This is a genomic window from Xenorhabdus koppenhoeferi, assembly GCF_900116635.1.
Classification (GTDB): Bacteria; Pseudomonadota; Gammaproteobacteria; order Enterobacterales; family Enterobacteriaceae; genus Xenorhabdus; species Xenorhabdus koppenhoeferi.
The window spans coordinates 103023-123338 of the sequence record NZ_FPBJ01000003.1 but is presented as its reverse complement, the minus strand read 5'-3'; the positions used below and the strand labels follow the sequence as shown (position 1 = coordinate 123338).

Genomic DNA, 20316 nt, shown 5'->3' with positions numbered 1-20316 from the left:
ACCACTGTCTGTGGCTACTTACCACTGATAGCTGATATAAAAATCATTGATGCCTCAAAACTATCACGCACATTACCGGTGGTATAAACAGTTAAAGTGTCTTTAGATGATTTGTCTTTTTTAGAAAGCGTTGCTTCAGAATGCATCGTTTCAGCATTAGCAGATGATAAACTTGCTAAGATGACTACGCTTAATGTAGGCAATTTCAGGCTTGGCGATTTAATGATGATCATGCAGGTCAATCTCCATGCTTAAATAGCATTTTTATGAACTCAAAGAGCTAAGCACCTTGCTGATATTCAGTAGGTGAATTTGCTATAATTTTTATTATGTCAGAATAAATTTGCTGGATTTGGTTGGATATAGCGAAAAAATCTGTTTTGAAAGTCAACTTTCATCACATACGATATTTCCAATAGTTGCTGACTATCTATACAACTGCCTTTTACAGCATTGCAGGGTAGTTCAGGAAGGGACTGCTGTTGTAGAAAATTAGTGTAGCCGAGTCGATAATTCGTTGATTTATCCATACCAAGTCTTAACAGTAATTATTCTAATATTGAGAATAATTATCGTTTCAATAATGACTAACTTCAAGTTATTTTTTCCTGTACCTGAAATTAAGTATTAATCGTTTGATTTTATATGACTTATTTGGATTTGTGACTGGCTCCAACAGTCGATTAGGAGCCAGAATAAAGAAAGGATTCAGGAACGATTTTCAACAGCATCAGCAAGAATGTTGACAAATTGTTCTGTATCCTGCCAGCCAAGGCATGGATCAGTAATAGATTGCCCGTAGGTTAAGGGTTCTCCCTGAGTGACTTTTTGTGCACCTTCGGCCAAAAAGCTTTCAGCCATAACACCCGCAATGGATGTTGAGCCAGATTGAATTTGTTCACTAATATTTCTTGCGATATCCAACTGACGACGATGAATTTTTTGGCAGTTAGCATGACTGCAATCCACAATTAAACGCTCAGGTAGGTGAAATTCGCGTAATTTTCGGCAGGTTGTTGCAATATCCTCAGCACTGTAATTCGGTTTTTTCCCGCCACGCATAATAATGTGCCCATAGGGATTTCCGTTGGTTTGATAAATAGTCATCTGACCGTTTTTATCCGGGGAGAGAAACATATGCTTGGCTCGGGCAGCACGTATTGCATCAATGGCGATAAGCGTATTGCCATCAGTCCCGTTTTTAAACCCGACTGGGCATGACAGGGCTGAAGCCATTTCCCGGTGAATCTGGCTTTCTGTCGTTCTGGCACCAATGGCACCCCAGCTAATTAAATCAGCAATATATTGGCCTGTGACCATATCCAGAAATTCTGTGGCAGTGGGTACACCTAGATCATTGATATCAATTAATAACTTACGGGCAAGCGAAATACCTTTATTGACTTGACAAGATCCGTCTAACATAGGATCTGAAATCAGACCTTTCCAGCCAATAACTGTTCTCGGTTTTTCGAAATAGGTTCGCATGACAATTTCCAGACTGTGCTGGTATTTTTCGCGCAGTGTATGCAGGCGGGCAGCGTAATCGATGGCTGCATCAATATCATGAATGGAGCAAGGGCCGATAATGACTAATAATCGGCGATCATCGCCTGTCAGAATTGATTCGATTCGCTTTCGTGACAATGTCACATTTTGCAGGGTCTTTTCTGATATAGGATATTGCTTGGTAAGCTCTTTAGGTGTTATCAGGTTATCAATGCGGTGGGTTCTTAACTCATCTGTTTTGTACATATACTTTCTCGAATTCTACTTCACATTAAAACATTGTCCGGGATGACTGAGATCACAATAACTCAACCTCCAGCCTCCAGCAAATTTAACAGACAATAATGATATTTGTGCGAGAAAGTGTCGTGAACAAATATTGTCAACCACTCAGTTATTTTAAATCGTGATTCTGGGGTGATTTTTGAGTTATTTGACGAACGTAATGACGAACGTAATAATGCCGTGAAACAATTATTTTCTATGGCAATCCAAGCGGCTAAACGTCAGGGGAAATATGTCGGTATTTGTGGTCAGTTCAAATATTTGCAGGCTTTTATATTCCGTATAACATAATATTTTTTATCATGGATGGTTAATTATGAATGAATGATTAATTATGATAAGAAAAGCTGAAAAATTTCACCAAAAAAAAAGCCTATCATGGGCTGACAGGCAAAGACTACACACAGCAATATATGTATACTTTGTTTATCCTAGCCTATGGCGTTTATAGGCTAAAATAACAATTCACTGGGAAATATTTGTTTCGATGTAAATAATAGTAATTTAATAAATTAGTTTATTCATTAAGAATCCTCTTAATAAATAGAATCAGGGAAAAGAAAATTTAGAAAAATAACTTTTTTGCAACAATTTTCTGATGGTTTTTATTTTTTTAAATGAATTTATATTTTCGGTGAAATTGGGTTGATATATACCCATTGGATTTCAAGATGCAGCGCGACGGCAAGGAACGAATCCCCTGGAGCATAGATAACTATGTGACCGGGGTGAGTGAGCGCAGCCAACAAAGCTGCATCTTGAAAGACGACAGGTATATTAACTTGTTTTATAATCGCGCGGAAAAATAATATTCCCGCGCGTTTATTTGATTATTTTAAGCTCTTTTCTGTGAAATATGTTTTGGTATCTGACATTTTTCTCTCAGGTTTAGGAACTTCATTTATCCATGCCAATAGTAAGCGGAAAGAAACGGCCAGTACGACAGGACCAATAAATAAGCCGATAACACCTAATGAAAGTATACCGCCGATTACACCAGTTAGGATTAAAACCATTGGCAAATCAGCGCCAAGACGGATAAGAAAAGGACGAAGAACACCGTCCATTGTAGTCAAAATGAGGCTCCAGATAGCTAAAATCGTTCCCCATGTTGTTTCTCCTGTCCAATAAAGCCATGCAATAGATGGTATCAAGACAAGCAAAGGCCCTAATTGGGCAACGCAACATACAAACATCAGCAATGTTAAAATCATTGGATAGGGGATACCTGCAACTGACAACCCAATTCCACCAGCGATAGCCTGTACCAATGCGGTAACAACCACACCAAGCGCCACAGCACGAATAGATTGCGCAGCCAGCAGTACAACTGCATCCCCTCGTTTGTCTGCCAGTCGGATGGCAAAGTGGCGGATACTCAGCATGACCTGCTCACCTTTCCAGTAAAGTAATACACTGAATATGACCATCAGAGCCAAATGGAAAAGGAAACGACCTGCATTGGCCGCTTGAGTAAAAAACCACGTTGCTGCTTTACCGATATAAGGAGGAATTTTGTTGAGTAGCTGGTTGCTGCCATCGGCAATCAATTCCTGCCATTTCAGGTACAGATCATCGCCAAAGACAGGCAGGCGGTTCAGCCATTCTAATTGCGGCAGTTCAAGAGCGGAGGGCGATTTTGCCCATGCAATCAATGGAGAGCTGTTTTCTACCAAACTACTAATAAGTAACGCGATAGGTAAAACAAAGAGTAAGACTAAGAGGAAAGTCATGATAAAGACCGCGATCCAACGTTTTCCCCATAGTCGTCGTTGTAATTTCTCTAATAGTGGCCAAGTTGCGATAACGACCATTCCTGCCCAAATAAACCCCAGAATAAAGGGACTTAAGACCCAAAAACTGGTCGTAATAAGCAATAAAATGAAAAATAGTGCGAATAGCAGCTTGGGTAAATCCTGGTGGGTTTGCGATTTTTCCATGAAATAATTTCTCGTTGCGATTGAAAATACTGTTGGCAGTAACAAGGGTAACCGAATATAACGTTATTTAATCGATTGCTCAAAACTGATAAATATTGTGATATGGTTAAAAGCTTCCCTACTCAGCAAACTGTCTGAGTAACATTACCCAAGATAGTATATAAATAAAGCAATGTGGATACTAATTAGAAAAGGGGCAACCAGCCAATGATTCCACGTATATCACAAGCCCCCCACGCCAGTGAACTGACACAGGACTATTTGACTGCACTGAAAGAAGCTGGCTTTACAGGGGACACTGCCAGTAGCTATGCCGATCGGTTGACGATGGCAACAGATAACAGCATTTATCAATTGTTACCGCAAGCCATTGTATTTCCGCGTTCCAGTGCCGATGTTGTACTGCTGGCAAGGGTTGCCGCAAAGGGGCATTTTCAGACTCTGACATTTACTCCCCGTGGCGGGGGAACCGGTACGAATGGGCAATCACTTAACAATGGTATTGTGGTGGATATGTCCCGTTATATGAACCGAATTCTGGAAATTAATCCAGAACAGGGATGGGTTAAAGTCGAAGCGGGTGTCATTAAAGATCAACTCAATCAATATCTAAAACCTTTTGGTTACTTTTTCTCTCCTGAATTATCAACCAGTAATCGTGCGACGTTGGGTGGTATGATCAATACAGATGCTTCCGGTCAAGGTTCACTGGTTTATGGTAAAACCTCAGATCATGTACTTGGTGTGCGTGCGGTTTTATTGGGCGGAGAAATGTTTGATACCCGACCTATGAGTACATCATTAGCGGAATCGATTGCTCAGGAAGAAACGATCATTGGCCATGTTTACAAAACAGTACTGGAACGTTGCCGTGAGCAACGCAAATTAATCATCGAGAAATTCCCTAAGCTCAACCGATTTCTGACGGGATATGATTTGCGCCATGTGTTCAGTAATGATATGCAGACATTCGATCTTACTCGTATCCTGACTGGCTCTGAAGGTACATTGGCCTTCATTACGGAGGCCACTCTAGATATTACTCCGCTGCCAAAAGCCAGGCGATTGGTGAATGTCAAATATGATTCCTTTGATTCAGCGCTGCGTAATGCCCCTTTTATGGTGGCAGCCAGGGCGCTTTCGGTTGAAACGGTAGATTCCAGGGTACTCAACTTAGCGCGTGAAGATATCATTTGGCATTCAGTAAAGGAATTGATTACTGATGTGCCTGATAAGGATATGCAAGGGCTGAATATTGTCGAATTCAGTGGCGATGATGAACAGCAAATTGAGCAACAGGTTCACGATCTTTGCCTGCGCCTTGATGAATCGATGGCAAAAAATCAGGCTGGGGTCATTGGCTATCAAACATGCCATAACTTGATGGATATCGAACGTATTTACGCCATGCGGAAAAAATCCGTAGGTTTGCTCGGTAACAGCAAAGGGGCAGCCAAACCTATCCCATTTGTCGAAGACACTTGCGTTCCTCCTCAACATCTTGCCGATTATATTGCTGAGTTTCGGCAACTTTTGGATAACCATAAGTTGGATTACGGTATGTTCGGACATGTAGATGCCGGTGTTTTACATGTTCGCCCGGCTTTAGACATGTGTGATCCTCAACAGGAAATCCTGATGAAGCAGATTTCCGATGAAATTGTTCGTTTGACGGCCAAATACGGTGGATTGCTATGGGGGGAGCATGGCAAGGGATTTAGAGCTGAGTATAGCCCAGCTTTTTTTGGTGAAATTTTATATAGCGAACTGCGTCGGATAAAAGCGGCATTTGATCCACTCAATCGGTTGAATCCCGGGAAAATCTGTTCACCAATTGGGATCGATGTCCCGATGATGAAAGTCGATGCAGCCAAACGCGGAACTTATGATCGTACAATTCCTGTTAATGTGAGAACCGCATTTCGTGGTGCGATGGAATGTAATGGCAATGGTCTTTGCTTCAATTTTGATGTCAAAAGCCCAATGTGTCCTTCAATGAAGATCAGCCAGCATCGCATTCATTCTCCTAAAGGCAGGGCTACTCTTGTCAGGGAATGGTTACGATTGTTGTCGGAGCAGGGTGTTGAACCCGAATTATTGGAGCAGGGGCTGAATCAGAAGCGCTCTAGTTTACGGGGCTTGATTGAAAAAACCCGTTATAGCTGGCAGGCATGGCGAGGAGAATATGATTTCTCACATGAAGTGAAAGAAGCGATGTCAGGTTGTTTAGCGTGTAAAGCCTGCTCGACACAATGCCCGATCAAGATTGATGTACCTTCATTTCGCGCACGTTTTCTGGCTCTTTATCACGGGCGTTACTTGCGTCCATTGCGTGATCATATTGTGGCGAATGTTGAACACAGCACACCATTAATGGCAAAAGCGCCTCGGGTATTTAATTTCTTCTTAAAACAACCTTGGGTACAAAAAATCAGTCAGCATACGATTGGTATGGTCGATCTGCCTTTGCTTTCTTACCCGACCCTGCAACAGCAACTTGCAGGACATTATGCAGCAAGGACGACGCTCGAACAGTTGGAAAACTTATCACCATCTCTGCGTGAGCAATACGTATTGATTGTTCAAGATCCTTTTACGAGTTACCACGATGCGAAAGTTGTCACTGATTTTGTCCAGTTGGCGGAAAAATTGGGATATAAACCTGTGTTACTGCCATTTACACCTAATGGAAAAGCACAGCATGTGAAAGGATTCCTGAGTCAATTTGCCAAGACAGCAGGGAAAACAGCCGAATTTCTTAACCGGATGGCATGCCTGAATATCCCTATGATAGGGGTCGATCCTGCTTTGGTGTTATGTTATCGGGATGAATATAAAGATATTCTGGGAGAACAGAGAGGCACTTTTAAAGTCCAATTAGTTCATGAATGGCTGGCTAACATTCTGCCGGAAAAAATGCCACAAGAGAAACGCGATGACTCAATATCCAACTATAACTGGTATTTATTGGGGCACTGTACAGAAACCACATCACTGCCTAATAGCGGTAAGCAGTGGGGTGATATCTTCCGTCACTTTGGTCATAACTTGAATAATCTCAGTGTGGGGTGTTGTGGCATGGCAGGTACATATGGACATGAAAAGCAAAATCTGGAGAACTCGGTTGGTATCTACAAACTTTCATGGGCTCCGGCACTGAGCAATCTGTCTTTGGAACATTGTTTGAGTACAGGGTATTCATGCCGCAGTCAAGTGAAACGCGTAGAAGGAAAGCAACTTAAACACCCATTACAAGCCTTATTGGAGATAGTACCGTGATTTGGAAACGTCATATAGATGTGGGTTCACTTAACAGCATGAATAATAACAGTATAGTGGAGCATTTAGGAATCGAATTTATCCAGATTGGCGATGATTTTATTGAAGCAACGATGCCGGTTGATCAACGAACTAAACAGCCATTTGGGATCTTGCATGGTGGTGCATCTGTAGTATTGGCTGAAACACTCGGTTCGTTTGCGGGATATCTTTGCTCGGAAGGTGAACAGAAAGTAGTGGGGGTGGAAATCAATGCCAATCATCTGAAATCTGTTCGGGAAGGCACAGTTAAAGGCATTTGTAAACCTATTCACCTTGGTCGTTCACATCAGGTTTGGCAGATTGACATCTATAATGAGCAACAACAATTATGTTGTACATCTCGCCTGACAACGGCTGTTTTATCTTAGTGTTATCCCTCTAGAGTGATAGTATTGCATTTTGCCCCTGTCAGTATCTGGCTGGCAGGAACGATATGACACTGTTTATAATGAATGCGATAGAATACAAAACAGGCTATTAATTAATCACAGACATTTCAAGTATCATCTCAGGGGGCATGTATGAAGCGTTTTTTAACTTTTATCGGCATGTTCTTGGTTGGCATGTTATCGTTAAGTGGATTGGCTAATATCGCCCATGCTGTTGAGTACCCATTGCCACCTGACAATCGCCGTCTGATCGGTGAAAATACCACTTATGTGGTATCTGCCGAGGGGCTATCGCTGGAATCTATCGCTGCCAAATATCAAATAGGTTTACTGGCGATGCTGGAAGCTAATCCCGGAATTGATCCGTATTTACCGGAGGCAGGTACTGAACTTATTATTCCGTCGCAAATGCTGCTCCCGGATACACCTCGTCAAGGTATTATTATCAATTTGGCTGAACTCAGACTCTATTATTATCCTAAGGGAACCAATCATGTCATTGTATATCCCATTGGAATAGGGCAGCTTGGGCGCGATACGCCAACGATGACAACTTCAGTTAGTCAGTTGATTGAAAATCCAACATGGACACCAACTGCCAACATTCGCAGGGATTATGCGAGTAGGGGGATTACTTTACCTGCTGTAATGCCATCTGGCCCAGATAACCCAATGGGAGATTTTGCTTTACGCTTAGCAGCCGGACGTGGTGAATATCTTATCCACGGTACAAATGTGAATTTTGGCATCGGTATGCGTGTCAGCTCCGGATGTATTCGCTTGCGTCCTGATGATATTGAAGATTTATTCAGAACTGTTCCACGGGGAACCCGTGTTCAGGTTATTAATGAACCTATAAAATATACGGTGGAACCGGATGGTAAGCGTTATATAGAAGTTCATCAGCCACTTTCCAAGACGGAGAATGATGATCCTCAGATGATTCCAATTCTGCGCTCGGAGGGGTTGGTGAAATTCCTTGATAATCGTGAGACAGATGGAGTTATTGTCGAGCAAACGATTACCCGTCGTTCTGGAATGCCTATGTTGGTGAATAAAGGGCAGCCCTCAAACAATCAGCAAGGATTGGAAATTTCAAGATCGATTGAAACTAGTGAAAAAGACATCACCGAGATCAAACCTGTCAAAGTGCCTCGGTTGTATCAACCTGGGCCAATTTACCAACCAGAAACTTGAAATAGAGTTGATAGATGATGATCTCCGCTGGAGAAATAAAAGGGAATTAGAGCAGTTAAAAATGGCGTACAGTAGCACGCCATTTTTTGTTATTTGCTACAAGTTTATTTCTTGTAAGAATGAACTTGGTTATTAAGGCGTTGATTGGCGCGAGCTGCTTCGTCTTTGGCTGATTGCACATCAGAACGAATAGAACCGAGGTCATTGCTCAGCTGGTCAACTTTAGAACCCAGAGTTTGAACCTGAGAAGCTAGCTGTTCAACTTTAGTTGCGCTTGAACAACCTGCTAACAGAGTAGAAGCCAGAATTACTGCACCAAATACAACTTTAGTACGATTCATCACATTACCCTCTAGATTAAGTTAGTCTCCAAGTAGCCATCTAAGTATTACACAAACTATTTTAGAAAGAGAATAAATTTTTGCTACAAAAAAATCTACTGTTCTTTATCTCAAAATAAACCAATAAATTTTGGATATAGGTAATAAAACGGAAATTTTGTTTTATTTCAAATTGGGAAATCTGTCTAATGTAACAGTGTATAGGTTATAAAGTTCACCATGATAATGATGAGCGATAGTGAGATATAAAAAAACGATTTGTTATATGTTCAATAAATTTAACATATTAATGTTGCTTTATGATTGGCAGTGCTGCCTGAAATTAGGCGGCACTGTATCTGCAATTTAAAATTACAAAGAATTAAAGCACGTGAACAGAAGACGTGTTCGTTGTACCACTTGGTACCAGAGCACCAGATACCATAACAACGATATCATCTTTATGTGCCATGCCACTTGCCAGAGCAGCTTCTTTACCAATTCGATAAAAATCATCGGTAGAAGCGATTTCTTTTACAATCTGTGTAAAAACGCCTTTCACCAACAGTAATTGACGAGCAGTGATTTCATTTGTAGTCAAAGCAAGAATTTGTGCATTAGGGAAATATTTGCGGATAGATCTTGCAGATTTACCGCCGTAGGTCGCTACAACGATCAGTGGTGCTTCCAGCTTTTCAGCGATTTCAACAGCACCACGGCTGACTGCTTCGGTAACACGCAGTTTGTGGGTTTGGGTATTTTCAATTCGACTATTCATAACGCGATCTGTGCGTTCACAGATAGTTGCCATGATAGAAACCGCTTCGATGGGGTATTTTCCCTTGGCACTTTCACCGGAAAGCATCACCGCATCAGTACCATCTAGAATAGCGTTGGCAACGTCGCCAGCTTCAGCACGGGTAGGACGTGGATTTTTGATCATGGAATCCAGCATTTGTGTTGCAGTAATAACAACTTTACGAGCCGCATTACATTTTTCAATCATCATTTTCTGTGCGAAGATAACTTCTTCTACAGGGATTTCGACACCCAAATCACCACGAGCAACCATGATGCCATCGGAAGCTGCGAGAATTTCATCGAAATTATTCAGACCTTCCTGATTTTCGATTTTCGAGATAATTTGGATATGCTCGCCGCCGTGAGCTTTCAGATGTTCACGAATTTCCAGTACATCGGCGCGTTTACGGATGAAGGAAGCAGCGATAAAATCTACACTTTGTTCACAACCAAACACCAGATCTTGTTTGTCTTTTTCTGACAAAGCAGGCAGGTTGATGGAAACATTTGGCAGGTTAACACCTTTGTTCTCGCCCAAATCACCGTTGTTCAATACTTCACAGATGACTTCAGTTGCCGTGATTTCTTTAACTGTCATGGCGATCAAACCATCATCAACCAATACAGTATTACCTGGTGCCAGATCTGCCGGTAATCCCGCATAAGTTACGGCTACACGCTCTTGATTACCAATGACGGTTTTGTCTGTTGTAAAGGTGAAAGTCTGGCCCGCAGTGAGGGAAACATCATTACCATTTTCCAGTTTTATGGTGCGGATTTCAGGGCCTTTAGTATCCAGTAGGATTGCTGCTTTTTTGCCAGTTTTTGCTGTGACTGCGCGAATATTTTTAATACGTTGACCATGTTCTTCGTAGTCACCGTGAGAAAAATTCAGACGCATTACGTTCACGCCTGCATTGAGCAGTTCAGTCAATTTCTCTTCAGATTCTGTTTTCGGCCCTATAGTACAAACAATTTTTGTTTTTTTCATGACAATTTATCTACTGGTTTTAATGGATAAAATAGTGACTCGTCAACCATTGACATTGATGCCAACATCATCTGATGTTGTAAGTTGCGCAACATAACGGAAAACGGATAAAAATGGATAGTAGAACGCGTTAAATAGTTTTTTAGCGTAAGGTCAGTTATATACAGATATGCTGACTGGGAACGATTATTCATCTGTAATTTTTTCTGAATTCGGTAAATCAATTGGCTGAAACCATTCAACTTATGATGGGAACGTATTATAGAGACTAATTTCTGTGAAATGAATCAAAAAAACGGTTCTTGAAAAGATTTATACAAGGAGAAGAGGGAAATAATCCTGTTCATGTTAAAGAAATCAGGGAGTTGTTGCGCAAAAAAGATGTAAATGAGTTTCTAGTGAGGCAATGATTAGAAGACTATTAATTTATAGAAATGTAATCAAAGAAAATAACGAGGAAAAAGCAAGGATTATTTTATGCGAATTGATAATTTCTTACAAGAAATAAGAAATGGTGCGTCCGAGTGGACTTGAACCACCGACCCCCACCATGTCAAGGTGGTGCTCTAACCAACTGAGCTACGGACGCAATTTAAATTTACGTGACTGACAACGGGGACGAATATTAACGATCATTGAGCTTTCTGGCAAGGGGAAAAGTGCAAATTCTTGTTCAACTGCTCGTATTTACATCTTTTAGAATGAATTTGAAGCTTTTCCCCTAGATTGATAGCTTAATATACTAAATTAACGGGTAGAACGTTTCAGGATAAAACTAACCGACTGTTTTTGTGTCCACCAAATCCGGTAACCCATCATGAACGCTGCTGCGGTTAAACCTATAATAAAGCCTATCCAGAAGCCCTTTGGTCCCATGGGTTCAGTAATATAATTAGTCAATCCCAGAATATAACCGCTCGATAGTCCTAAAAACCAATAAGAGATTAAGGTGATAAAGAAGATCGAGCGCGTATCTTTATACCCACGCAATATACCTGAACCGATAACTTGAACAGCATCAGAAAGCTGATAAATAGCTGCAAATAACATCAGATGAGAGGCAAGAATGACAACCTCAGGATTATCGTTATACATAAATGCGATATGTTTGCGGAACAGCACGCTGAAAGTGGCGGTCATACAAGCAATGATCAAGCCAACAATAAGACTGGTATATGCAGATATCTTAGCACCTTCGGTTGATTGTTTACCAAGGTTATAGCCAACACGGATAGTTGCCGCGATCCCCAATGACAAAGGGAACATAAACATCAATGAACTGAAATTGAGTGATATCTGATGACCAGCCACGGAAACAACGCCAAGAGGAGAAATCAGCAATGAGACAACCGCAAAAAGTGTAACTTCAAAGAACATTGCCAGGGCGATAGGTAAGCCAAGCAGGATAATTCTTTTTTGGGTATACCATTTAGGGGCTGCAAAATTGCTAAATGTCTGGATGTCCTTTTGGGTAGGAAAATGTTTAACATAGGCAAGTAGCAAAAGGAACATAACCCAGTAAACTGTTGCTGTTGCAACACCACAGCCAACACCGCCCAATTCTGGAGCACCAAATTTGCCGTAAATGAAAATATAGTTGACAGGGATATTAACCAGTAACCCGAGAATACCGATTATCATTGCTGGTTTGGTTTTCGACAATCCTTCGCATTGACCTCGCAGAACCTGATAGAACAAGTAGCCAGGAGCCCCCCACATAATCGCGTGGATAAAATCCGTCGCTTTTTGGGCCATAACAGGATCGATATTATGTTGTGCTTCTATAATAAAGCGGCTGTTATACAATATCACGATGACAAAAATAGAAAGGAAAGTAGCCAGCCAAAACCCTTGCTGGATCTGACTTGCGACACCTTTTCTCTGGCCGGAGCCATTCATGTGTGCCACGATTGGCGTTAAGGCAAGCAATACTCCCTGACCAAATAGAATAGTGGGTAGCCAGATAGACGTGCCTACGGCAACGGCTGACATCTCAATAGCACCGGCTTTACCGGCCATAACTGTATCGATGACACCCATCGCAGTTTGTGAAAATTGTGCGATGATGACGGGGATTCCCAGAGCGAGCAAACTACGCGCTTCATTTAAATATTTCTGCACGTACTACACCTTTTTGATTGAAAATTGACTGAAAAAACAAGGAATATTTCTGCGAGCAAACGATGTTAGCGGAAAATATATTGCTTATAAGCGACTAATTGTATAGGACTCATTTTATTAATCCAATTATTATACGGGGTTTATACTTAATAATTGAGACTATTCATTGAATCGTATCCACATTTACGTACACCCTGCATAGTGTTTAAAAGCAATGAGTGGGTTAAACTAACTTGCTAGGTAAAATTATTAAAGAGGTTCCCATGTTTACAGGTATTGTTCAGGGAAAAGCGCCGATAGTGGCTGTTGATGAAAAAATGCACTTTCGGACTCATGTTGTTAAATTTCCGGCTGAATTATTACCCGGAATTGAGGCGGGGGCTTCTGTTTCCCACAATGGTTGTTGTTTGACTGTAACGAAGATTGATGGCGATTTAATTAGCTTCGATTTGATGAAAGAAACACTTCGCTTGACTAATCTTGGCGAACTTAAGGCAGGTGACTTGGTTAATCTGGAAAGGGCGGCTAAGTTTGGTGACGAAATTGGCGGGCATCTGATGTCTGGTCATATTATTACGACTGCTGAAATTGCCAAGATTTTCACTTCTGAAAATAATCATGAAATCTGGTTTCGAATTCACGATAAGCAATTGATGAAGTATATCTTGCATAAAGGGTTTATTGGCATTGACGGCATCAGTCTGACGATTGGGGATGTAGTGAATAATCGCTTCTGTGTCCACTTGATACCGGAAACATTAGAACGTACTACTCTCGGCAAGAGGCGTCTGGGGCAAAAGGTCAATATCGAGATTGATCCACAGACTCAGGCGATTGTTGATACTGTTGAGCGAGTCATGGCACAAAAAGAACAGGAAAGGTCATTGTCTCAAATCGAAGAACAATAAAAAAATATTATTGAGTTGTGATATAGGCTTTTTGACAACGGCATTAAACCAAATTCAACCAAATATGAAAGCTACAGGAATGCGGTTTCTGTAGCTTTTGGAATGTTATCGGTGGAATTATGCTTTACCTAGGTACTCTCAGTCCTTTTTCAAAGCCTTGTGGGCTGAATACAATCTGCCATAGTTGAATATCTCTGGCTCGAAATGCACCAGCGCAAGCATTTAAATAATAGCTGAACATCCGTTTGAAGCGTGGGCTGTAGTTATGTTCTATTTCGGGCCAGCTTGAAATAAAGTGTTCATACCATGCCATAAGTGTCCGATCGTAATCGGCACCAAAATTGTGCCAATCTTCCATGACAAATTTCCCATTAATGGCTTTGGCAATTCTTGGAATCGATGGTAAACAGCCATTTGGAAAAATATATTTGGTGATCCACGCATCGGCACTCGATTTGTCACGATTAGAGCCGATAGTATGGAGAAGAAATATGCCATCAGATTTTAGATTTTTTTTCACAATATCAAAATAAGTGGCATAATTTTTAGGGCCAACGTGCTCAAACATACCAACGGAAGCAATGCGATCAAACTGAAGATTTAGATTTCGATAGTCTTCAAGGATAATTTTTACACTTAGATCCTGACAGCGTTCTTGTGCATATTTCTGTTGTTCAGCTGAGATTGTGACTCCAGTAACAGATACACCGTAGTTTTTTGCAGCATAAGCAGATAACCCACCCCATCCACAGCCAATATCTAATAATGTCATCCCCGGGGATAGTTGTAGTTTTTCACAAATCAGACGGAGCTTGTGGGATTGAGCTTCTTCCAGTGTATTGGCATTTTTCCAGTAACCACAAGAATACTGCATATAAGGATCAAGCATTCGGGTAAAAAGGTCGTTGCCTAAATCATAATGTTCTTGACCTACAATCCAGGCTCTTTTGGGCGATTGTAGATTAAATATCCGGGTGGCAATTACCTGCAAAATATCTTTAATACGTTTTGGTATGCGGTGTTCTAAACCAGCCCGCAATATTTTATGAAAGAAAATATCAAGGCGATCACATTCCCACCAGCCATCCATATAACTTTCACCCAACCCCAGAGAGCCTTCTTTCAACACTCGTTTATAGAAGTTTGGATTTTTTATATGTATATCGAAAGGTCGTTTGCCGTTGATTTCAATATCAGCTTCCTGAAGCAATTCATGGATGATCTTATGCCAAGAATCAATTATTGTATTTTTACCTTCAATGAAAGATGAACTCATATGCTCTCCAACATTTGTGTGATGGAATTTTATACCTGTCGTCTTTCAAGTTGCAGCTTTGTTGGCTGCGCTCACTCACCCCGGTCACATAGTTATCTATGCTCCAGGGGATTCGCTCCTTGCCGTCGCGCTGCATCTTGAAATCCAATGGGTATAGGTATCACTTTATATAAATAGCACTCCAAAATGGTAGTTCACTTCCTGACTCGTCGTGCAACGAGGGTAAGGAATCTTGTAATTTGAGTGTAACACTATGATGAAAGCCTATTTATAGTTATTTCTTATTATGTTAAAACCAAGAAGAATTATTTAGAAATAATATGAAATTATCAAGAAAGCACAAATTGCTTATTCATCCTAAAACTAAAGAGAACTTCTGTGCTCTGAAAAACCTTGAACTCCGGATTTTTTAGAATAGTGAAGTGGTATGAGTATATGAGTGAAATAGTATTTTAACAATCATCTAAGGCTACATTATGATATAACCTTTAGATGATAATATTCTTATTTATTATTGTGTTCGGAAATTGTTCGATTTATGTTTAATTGTTTTTTGGAATTTTTTTTTGTAGCCAATAACCTGCTGCCATGGGAACAACAGTAGAAACCATAACTGTTGCTGTCGATAGAAGAGGATATTTCATAAATAGCGAGACAATCATACTTGCGACAAAACAAAGCCCTAATTGCAATGCATTTTGTAATGCGGCAGCTTTACCACTGTTCTTAGGGTAAACAGAGAGAGTATTTGCCACCGCAATTGGATAAGAGGCACCATTCATTGCAGCCATGACACAGAAAGGAATAAGAATTGCTATAAATGAAGGCTCATTGGAGATGGAAATCAAATAAATAATAACCATACTGACAGCATAACCAATCAGCAAAATTGGAAATACTGTTTCACTTTTTACTTTTTCCAATAAGATACGACAACCATATCCACCAAACATAAACGCTAAAGTTTGCGGAATATAACTTAGGCCAATATCGGTAGGGTCATAGCCCATATTATTCAAAATTGTTGGTGAACCAGTCAGCCAGGCAAAAAAGCCAGCGCTGCAAGAAGCATAAATCAGTACATTCCCACTAAAAACAGGGGAGCTTAGTAATTTAAAGAAAGAAATTGTCGTCTTACCGTCGGTATTGGTTTCGGTATTACCATATTTATTGGTTAACAAAAATGTTGGAGCCAGCAGCAAGAGTGTTACTGCCAATAATACAAGGAAAATAATTCTCCAGCCACCATGCATCAATAACCATGCCCCCAATAAAGGTGCAAGGGCAGGGGAAAGCGCAACTAAAGGCATGATCATGGCAAAAACGCGTTTGGCTTGTTCTGTATCATATCTGTCAACGACCAGAGCTTGCCAGGAAACCGCCGCAGAACAGACTCCTACCGCTTGAATAAATCTCAGTACAAGCAATTGTGTGGAATCAGTTATCCAGAGCATACCTAAACAGCTAATGGAAAACAGAGATAATCCGATAATAAGAACAGGCTTTCTTCCTAAACGGTCAGACAATTGCCCCCATAACAGCTGGGCAAAGGCAAAGCCAGCGAGAAAAATACTGAGACTCGCACTGATAGAATTTGCTGAAGTACCTAATTCTGCTTTCATTATGTCAAAAGCAGGCAGATACATGTCGATAGCCAAGTAACCGAGCATGCTCAGACCGGAGAGATAGAACATGAATAGAATTGAATTTTTATTTGTTTCCATTGTGTTAATAATTTGATTTGTAGTTGATAAGAGAATACCCGACTTATTCTATATGGCATGATTTTTACTTGTGAAACGGTAATATTTGCAATATGCTGTGAAAAAAATTGAAAGGAAGATATATGTGGTCTGAATACTCTCTGGAAGTTGTCGATTCTGTTGCCAGAACAGGAAGTTTCAGTGCAGCTGCATCTGAGCTTCATCGAGTACCTTCTGCTATAAGCTATACAGTAAAACAACTTGAAGAGTGGTTGGCTGTGCCTTTATTTGAGCGCCGTCACCGTGACGTTGATTTGACTGAAGCAGGCGCTATTTTTGTCAAGGAAGCCCGCTCTGTTATCAAAAAAATGAATCACACCCGACATCAGTGCCAACAAGTGGCTAATGGTTGGCGGGGGCAGTTAAGTATCGCCGTTGATCAAGTTGTAAAACCTGAGAGAACTCACCAATTAATTTTGGATTTTTACCGACATTTTCCTGATATTGAGCTATTCATCTACCCTGAAGTCTTTAATGGTGTATGGGATGCATTAATCAATGAGCGAGTGGATGTCGCTATTGGCGCGACACGGGCGTCTCCTGTTGGTGAACGGTATAGTTTTAAGGATATGGGATTCATGCCTTGGGTATGCGTAGCCAGCCCTGAGCATGAGTTGTCAGATATATCAGGAAAATTAAATGATGACCAAATGCGACCTTATCCTAGCCTATGTTTAGAAGATACTTCACGTAGCTTACCCAAACGTGATACGTGGGCTTTAGATAATCAACGACGGTTGGTGGTTCCAGATTGGAATGTTGGCCTAAATTGCCTGATGGATGGACTATGTATGGGAATGGTACCCGAGCATCATGCATTACCGTTAATTCGCAAGGAAAAACTGATAGCGCTCGAACTAGAGCAACCATTGCCTGATAGCCCATGCTGCTTAGCATGGTCGCAAAAAAGTTATTCACCAGCATTAAGTTGGTTGTTTGATTATCTTGGAGATAGTGAAACACTTAATGCTGAATGGTTGCAAGAAAACTAACTATCAACGACGATAATCGATAAAAGGTCCATCCGCGACAGAGCGCCGTTCAACGAGGCGTGGATGGACTTCAATCGTTTGTGCCTCTTCACGCTTGTTGACTATCCTATCCAATAACGTTGAAAAGGCCATTTGTCCCAGACGTTCTTTAGGTTGGTGAATCGTGGTCAATGCGGGAGTAAAATAACGGGCATTGCGGATATTGTCATAACCGATGATAGAAATATCTTGTGGAACACGTAGCCCCAGCTCATCAGCGGCACAGATTGCCCCCATTGCCATAACGTCCCCACCGCAAAAAACAGCCGTTGGGCGATGTTTTTGATTCAGGATCTTACACATGGCTTGATAGCCGGATTCAGGCTCAAAGTCACCTTGCACAATCCACTCATCCCGAATAGCGACATTGGCTTCTTTGAGCGCCTTGAGAAATCCTTGGTGACGTCCGCCGCCAGTATTTCTTGCCAGAGAGCCAGGAATAGACGCAATATCCCTGTGACCACGTTCAATAAGATAACGGCCAGCCAAGTAACCACCATGAAAAGCGTTATCAATGATTGCATCGGTAAAATCTCCACGAGATTCGCCCCAATCCATAACGACCATTGGAATATTACGGTAATCTTCTAGCATGCCCAAAAGCTGCTCAGGATATTCGGAGCACATTACCAGCAGGCCATCTACGCGTTTTTGTGCCAACATGGCGAGATAAGCTTTCTGCTTATCAATATTGTTATGAGAGTTGCATAAAATCAGGGTATAGCCTTTTCTATAGCAACTATTTTCAACAGATTCTATGATTTCAGCAAAATATGGAGCTTCACTCGACGTTGCTAACAATCCGATGGATTTTGTGTGGTTAACTTTCAAGCTACGGGCAACGGCGCTGGGAGAATAATTTAGTTCTTTAATAGCAGCCCAAACGGTAGCCTTTGTATCTTCGGCGACGAAACGGGTTTTATTGATAACATGGGATACGGTAGTGGTCGAAACACCAGCGCGTTTGGCCACATCTTTAATCGTTGCCATGATAAAAAGGACTCCTGACCTTATGGTCTAAATTTATATACCTTATCTTTCAAGCTGCTGCTTTGGTTGATAGCATCTACTTACCGATATGCTTCAACTTGAAATCTATTGGATATGGATCTTTGTTAAGCGTTTGCCACCATATTTATATATAGAGTGATGGTTGGCAATAATTTAGCGATGAACCCTGAATTTTGTCTGATCTAGCTCAAAAGTGAAAGTAATAATCAATGCTATAAGGAGTATAGATTCAAGATTGCTGTATGTGTTTTTAGATAATACGGTGACTGATTATACAAAATTTATGGTGTTGGGTAGTTTTATTTTTCACATTGAGGATGTTCTATGGATACAGAGCTGAAGTTGGGATTAATGGTTGCTGGTAGTGCATTAATCATGATTGTTTTTTGGGGAAGCCTTTGTATTATCTAATCAGGATCAAGAAAAAGAATTGACGTGTAACATCTCTTGCCTGAAGGGCCGGTTTTCCGGTATTCATTATTCAGTGAATGGAAGAAAGCCTGCCCTTGTTATTGCAATTTGGTGTGAAAATTAAGCTTATAAATTAAGCTTATTAAACCAAGTTTTCCTCGACAAATTTCCAGTTGACCAAAGACCAGAAATGTTCCAAATATTGAGGGCGTGCATTACGGTAATCGATGTAATACGCGTGCTCCCAAACATCAACAGTCAGAACTGGTTTATCTTCGCCGGTCAGTGGAGTGGCAGCATTAGAAGTGTTAACGATCGCCAGACTGCCGTCAGTTTTCTTAACTAACCATGTCCAACCTGAACCAAAGTTTTTCAGGGCTGCATCAGTAAACTGCTGTTTAAATTCAGCAAAAGAACCGAAAGCATGATTAATGGTATCTGCTACTTTTCCAGTTGGTTCGCCACCACCATTTGGTGACAGGCTATGCCAGTAGAAAGTATGGTTCCAGACTTGCGCTGCATTATTGAAGATGCCACCTTCAGATGTTTTGATGATTTCTTCCAAAGATTTTCCAGCAAATTCAGTATCTTTAACCAAGTTATTCAGGTTTACAACGTAAGCGTTGTGGTGTTTACCATAATGGTATTCTAGGGTTTCTGCGGAAATGTGCGGTTCTAAGGCATTTTTGGCATAAGGTAATGCTGGTAATTCAAAAGACATTGCATGCTCCTTTTTAATATCGGGTTTTTGGCTCAACAAACCATAACTTAAAAGATACTAATCATGGCCAGAGCAAATTTAAGCTTATTATCATGTTGCTATTTTGGTAATTATCTTAACAATTTTTCTGCTAAAGAACAGAATAAAAGATGCTGCTTAGCGGCAATCTGGCGTATAACTGAGCCGTTATACGGGCTGAATAGACCCAGTGAGGGAAAATATCGAACGCTCACTTGTTTCATATTGTGGCAAAAAATTTAACGTAAAAAGTTCGCGGTAGAAAAATCAGAGCAGAAAGTGGTATTCTGAATCAATCTTTTC

General features: G+C 40.9%; 15 protein-coding genes, 1 tRNA gene and 1 pseudogene. 6 read left to right on the top strand and 11 right to left on the bottom strand.

The features are described 5' to 3' along the window. Positions 1 to 14 precede the first annotated feature (14 nt). Positions 15 to 233, bottom strand: a complete 219-nt coding sequence (locus BM329_RS01890) for a hypothetical protein (RefSeq protein ID WP_177216161.1) — start codon at positions 231 to 233, stop codon at positions 15 to 17. A 475-nt stretch (positions 234 to 708) separates the two neighbouring features. Further along, positions 709 to 1755, bottom strand: a complete 1047-nt coding sequence (locus tag BM329_RS01885) for a 3-deoxy-7-phosphoheptulonate synthase (RefSeq protein ID WP_092548086.1) — start codon at positions 1753 to 1755, stop codon at positions 709 to 711. Between the two features lie 153 nt (positions 1756 to 1908). On the opposite strand from BM329_RS01885, the pseudogene BM329_RS14325 reads away from it, so the two are divergent. Continuing rightward, positions 1909 to 2046: pseudogene (locus BM329_RS14325) on the top strand (putative PEP-binding protein); the annotation flags it as partial. A 578-nt stretch (positions 2047 to 2624) separates the two neighbouring features. Here the strand turns inward: BM329_RS14325 and ydiK are convergent. After that, positions 2625 to 3734, bottom strand: a complete 1110-nt coding sequence (gene ydiK / locus BM329_RS01880; RefSeq protein WP_092548083.1) for an AI-2E family transporter YdiK — start codon at positions 3732 to 3734, stop codon at positions 2625 to 2627. Positions 3735 to 3941: 207 nt separating this feature from the next. On the opposite strand from ydiK, the gene ydiJ reads away from it, so the two are divergent. The 3 genes from ydiJ (at position 3942) to BM329_RS01865 (ending at position 8641) form a co-directional block, all read left to right on the top strand. Further along, the gene (gene ydiJ, locus BM329_RS01875) at positions 3942 to 7013 is read left to right on the top strand and encodes a D-2-hydroxyglutarate dehydrogenase YdiJ (RefSeq protein ID WP_092548080.1); all 3072 of its coding nucleotides are present in this window, start codon (positions 3942 to 3944) and stop codon (positions 7011 to 7013) included. Beyond that, positions 7010 to 7423: a hotdog fold thioesterase gene (locus tag BM329_RS01870; RefSeq protein ID WP_092548077.1), complete on the top strand. Its 414-nt coding sequence runs from the start codon at positions 7010 to 7012 to the stop codon at positions 7421 to 7423. Before ydiJ ends, BM329_RS01870 begins: the two co-directional genes overlap by 4 nt. Before the next feature lie 153 nt (positions 7424 to 7576). Then, entirely contained in the window at positions 7577 to 8641 is a 1065-nt protein-coding gene (locus BM329_RS01865) for a L,D-transpeptidase family protein (RefSeq protein ID WP_092548074.1), read from the top strand. 104 nt (positions 8642 to 8745) lie between these two features. Here BM329_RS01865 and BM329_RS01860 read toward each other — a convergent pair whose 3' ends face one another. The 4 genes from BM329_RS01860 to BM329_RS01840 form a co-directional block, all read right to left on the bottom strand. Beyond that, the gene (locus BM329_RS01860) at positions 8746 to 8982 is read right to left on the bottom strand and encodes a major outer membrane lipoprotein (RefSeq protein ID WP_092548071.1); all 237 of its coding nucleotides are present in this window, start codon (positions 8980 to 8982) and stop codon (positions 8746 to 8748) included. A 361-nt stretch (positions 8983 to 9343) separates the two neighbouring features. Continuing rightward, positions 9344 to 10753, bottom strand: coding sequence for a pyruvate kinase PykF (pykF, locus tag BM329_RS01855; protein WP_092548068.1), 1410 nt, complete (start codon positions 10751 to 10753; stop codon positions 9344 to 9346). Positions 10754 to 11265: 512 nt separating this feature from the next. Continuing rightward, positions 11266 to 11342: transfer RNA gene (locus BM329_RS01845), tRNA-Val, on the bottom strand. A gap of 158 nt (positions 11343 to 11500) precedes the next feature. Next, complete coding sequence (locus BM329_RS01840) at positions 11501 to 12874, bottom strand: MATE family efflux transporter (protein ID WP_092548062.1); 1374 nt, start codon at positions 12872 to 12874, stop codon at positions 11501 to 11503. A 263-nt stretch (positions 12875 to 13137) separates the two neighbouring features. Between BM329_RS01840 and BM329_RS01835 the strand changes: the two genes are divergently transcribed. Further along, complete coding sequence (locus tag BM329_RS01835) at positions 13138 to 13782, top strand: riboflavin synthase subunit alpha (protein ID WP_092548059.1); 645 nt, start codon at positions 13138 to 13140, stop codon at positions 13780 to 13782. A gap of 124 nt (positions 13783 to 13906) precedes the next feature. Here the strand turns inward: BM329_RS01835 and cfa are convergent, their stop codons facing one another. Together cfa and punC are read right to left on the bottom strand one after the other, a co-directional pair. Next, positions 13907 to 15058 carry a cyclopropane fatty acyl phospholipid synthase gene (gene cfa / locus BM329_RS01830; protein ID WP_092548056.1) on the bottom strand — a complete coding sequence of 384 codons (1152 nt, stop codon included), beginning with the start codon at positions 15056 to 15058 and terminating at the stop codon, positions 13907 to 13909. Between the two features lie 542 nt (positions 15059 to 15600). Further along, positions 15601 to 16782 carry a purine nucleoside transporter PunC gene (punC, locus tag BM329_RS01825; RefSeq protein WP_092548052.1) on the bottom strand — a complete coding sequence of 394 codons (1182 nt, stop codon included), beginning with the start codon at positions 16780 to 16782 and terminating at the stop codon, positions 15601 to 15603. A gap of 122 nt (positions 16783 to 16904) precedes the next feature. Between punC and punR the strand changes: the two genes are divergently transcribed. Next, positions 16905 to 17813, top strand: coding sequence for a DNA-binding transcriptional activator PunR (punR, locus tag BM329_RS01820; protein ID WP_092548049.1), 909 nt, complete (start codon positions 16905 to 16907; stop codon positions 17811 to 17813). 3 nt (positions 17814 to 17816) lie between these two features. Here punR and purR read toward each other — a convergent pair whose 3' ends face one another. Then, a complete protein-coding gene (purR, locus tag BM329_RS01815; protein WP_092548046.1) occupies positions 17817 to 18842 on the bottom strand; it encodes an HTH-type transcriptional repressor PurR in 1026 nt (341 codons plus the stop codon). A gap of 574 nt (positions 18843 to 19416) precedes the next feature. Continuing rightward, entirely contained in the window at positions 19417 to 19995 is a 579-nt protein-coding gene (gene sodB, locus BM329_RS01810; protein WP_092548043.1) for a superoxide dismutase [Fe], read from the bottom strand. Positions 19996 to 20316: the final 321 nt, after the last annotated feature.

Coding starts and splice junctions, on each gene's coding strand:
- BM329_RS01890 (WP_177216161.1), bottom strand. CDS start 233: ATGATCATCATTAAATCGCCAAGCCTGAAATTGCCTACATTAAGCGTA.
- purR (WP_092548046.1), bottom strand. CDS start 18,842: ATGGCAACGATTAAAGATGTGGCCAAACGCGCTGGTGTTTCGACCACT.
- ydiJ (WP_092548080.1), top strand. CDS start 3,942: ATGATTCCACGTATATCACAAGCCCCCCACGCCAGTGAACTGACACAG.
- punC (WP_092548052.1), bottom strand. CDS start 16,782: ATGGAAACAAATAAAAATTCAATTCTATTCATGTTCTATCTCTCCGGT.
- pykF (WP_092548068.1), bottom strand. CDS start 10,753: ATGAAAAAAACAAAAATTGTTTGTACTATAGGGCCGAAAACAGAATCT.
- BM329_RS01865 (WP_092548074.1), top strand. CDS start 7,577: ATGAAGCGTTTTTTAACTTTTATCGGCATGTTCTTGGTTGGCATGTTA.
- cfa (WP_092548056.1), bottom strand. CDS start 15,058: ATGAGTTCATCTTTCATTGAAGGTAAAAATACAATAATTGATTCTTGG.
- BM329_RS01885 (WP_092548086.1), bottom strand. CDS start 1,755: ATGTACAAAACAGATGAGTTAAGAACCCACCGCATTGATAACCTGATA.
- punR (WP_092548049.1), top strand. CDS start 16,905: ATGTGGTCTGAATACTCTCTGGAAGTTGTCGATTCTGTTGCCAGAACA.
- sodB (WP_092548043.1), bottom strand. CDS start 19,995: ATGTCTTTTGAATTACCAGCATTACCTTATGCCAAAAATGCCTTAGAA.
- BM329_RS01860 (WP_092548071.1), bottom strand. CDS start 8,982: ATGAATCGTACTAAAGTTGTATTTGGTGCAGTAATTCTGGCTTCTACT.
- BM329_RS01835 (WP_092548059.1), top strand. CDS start 13,138: ATGTTTACAGGTATTGTTCAGGGAAAAGCGCCGATAGTGGCTGTTGAT.
- ydiK (WP_092548083.1), bottom strand. CDS start 3,734: ATGGAAAAATCGCAAACCCACCAGGATTTACCCAAGCTGCTATTCGCA.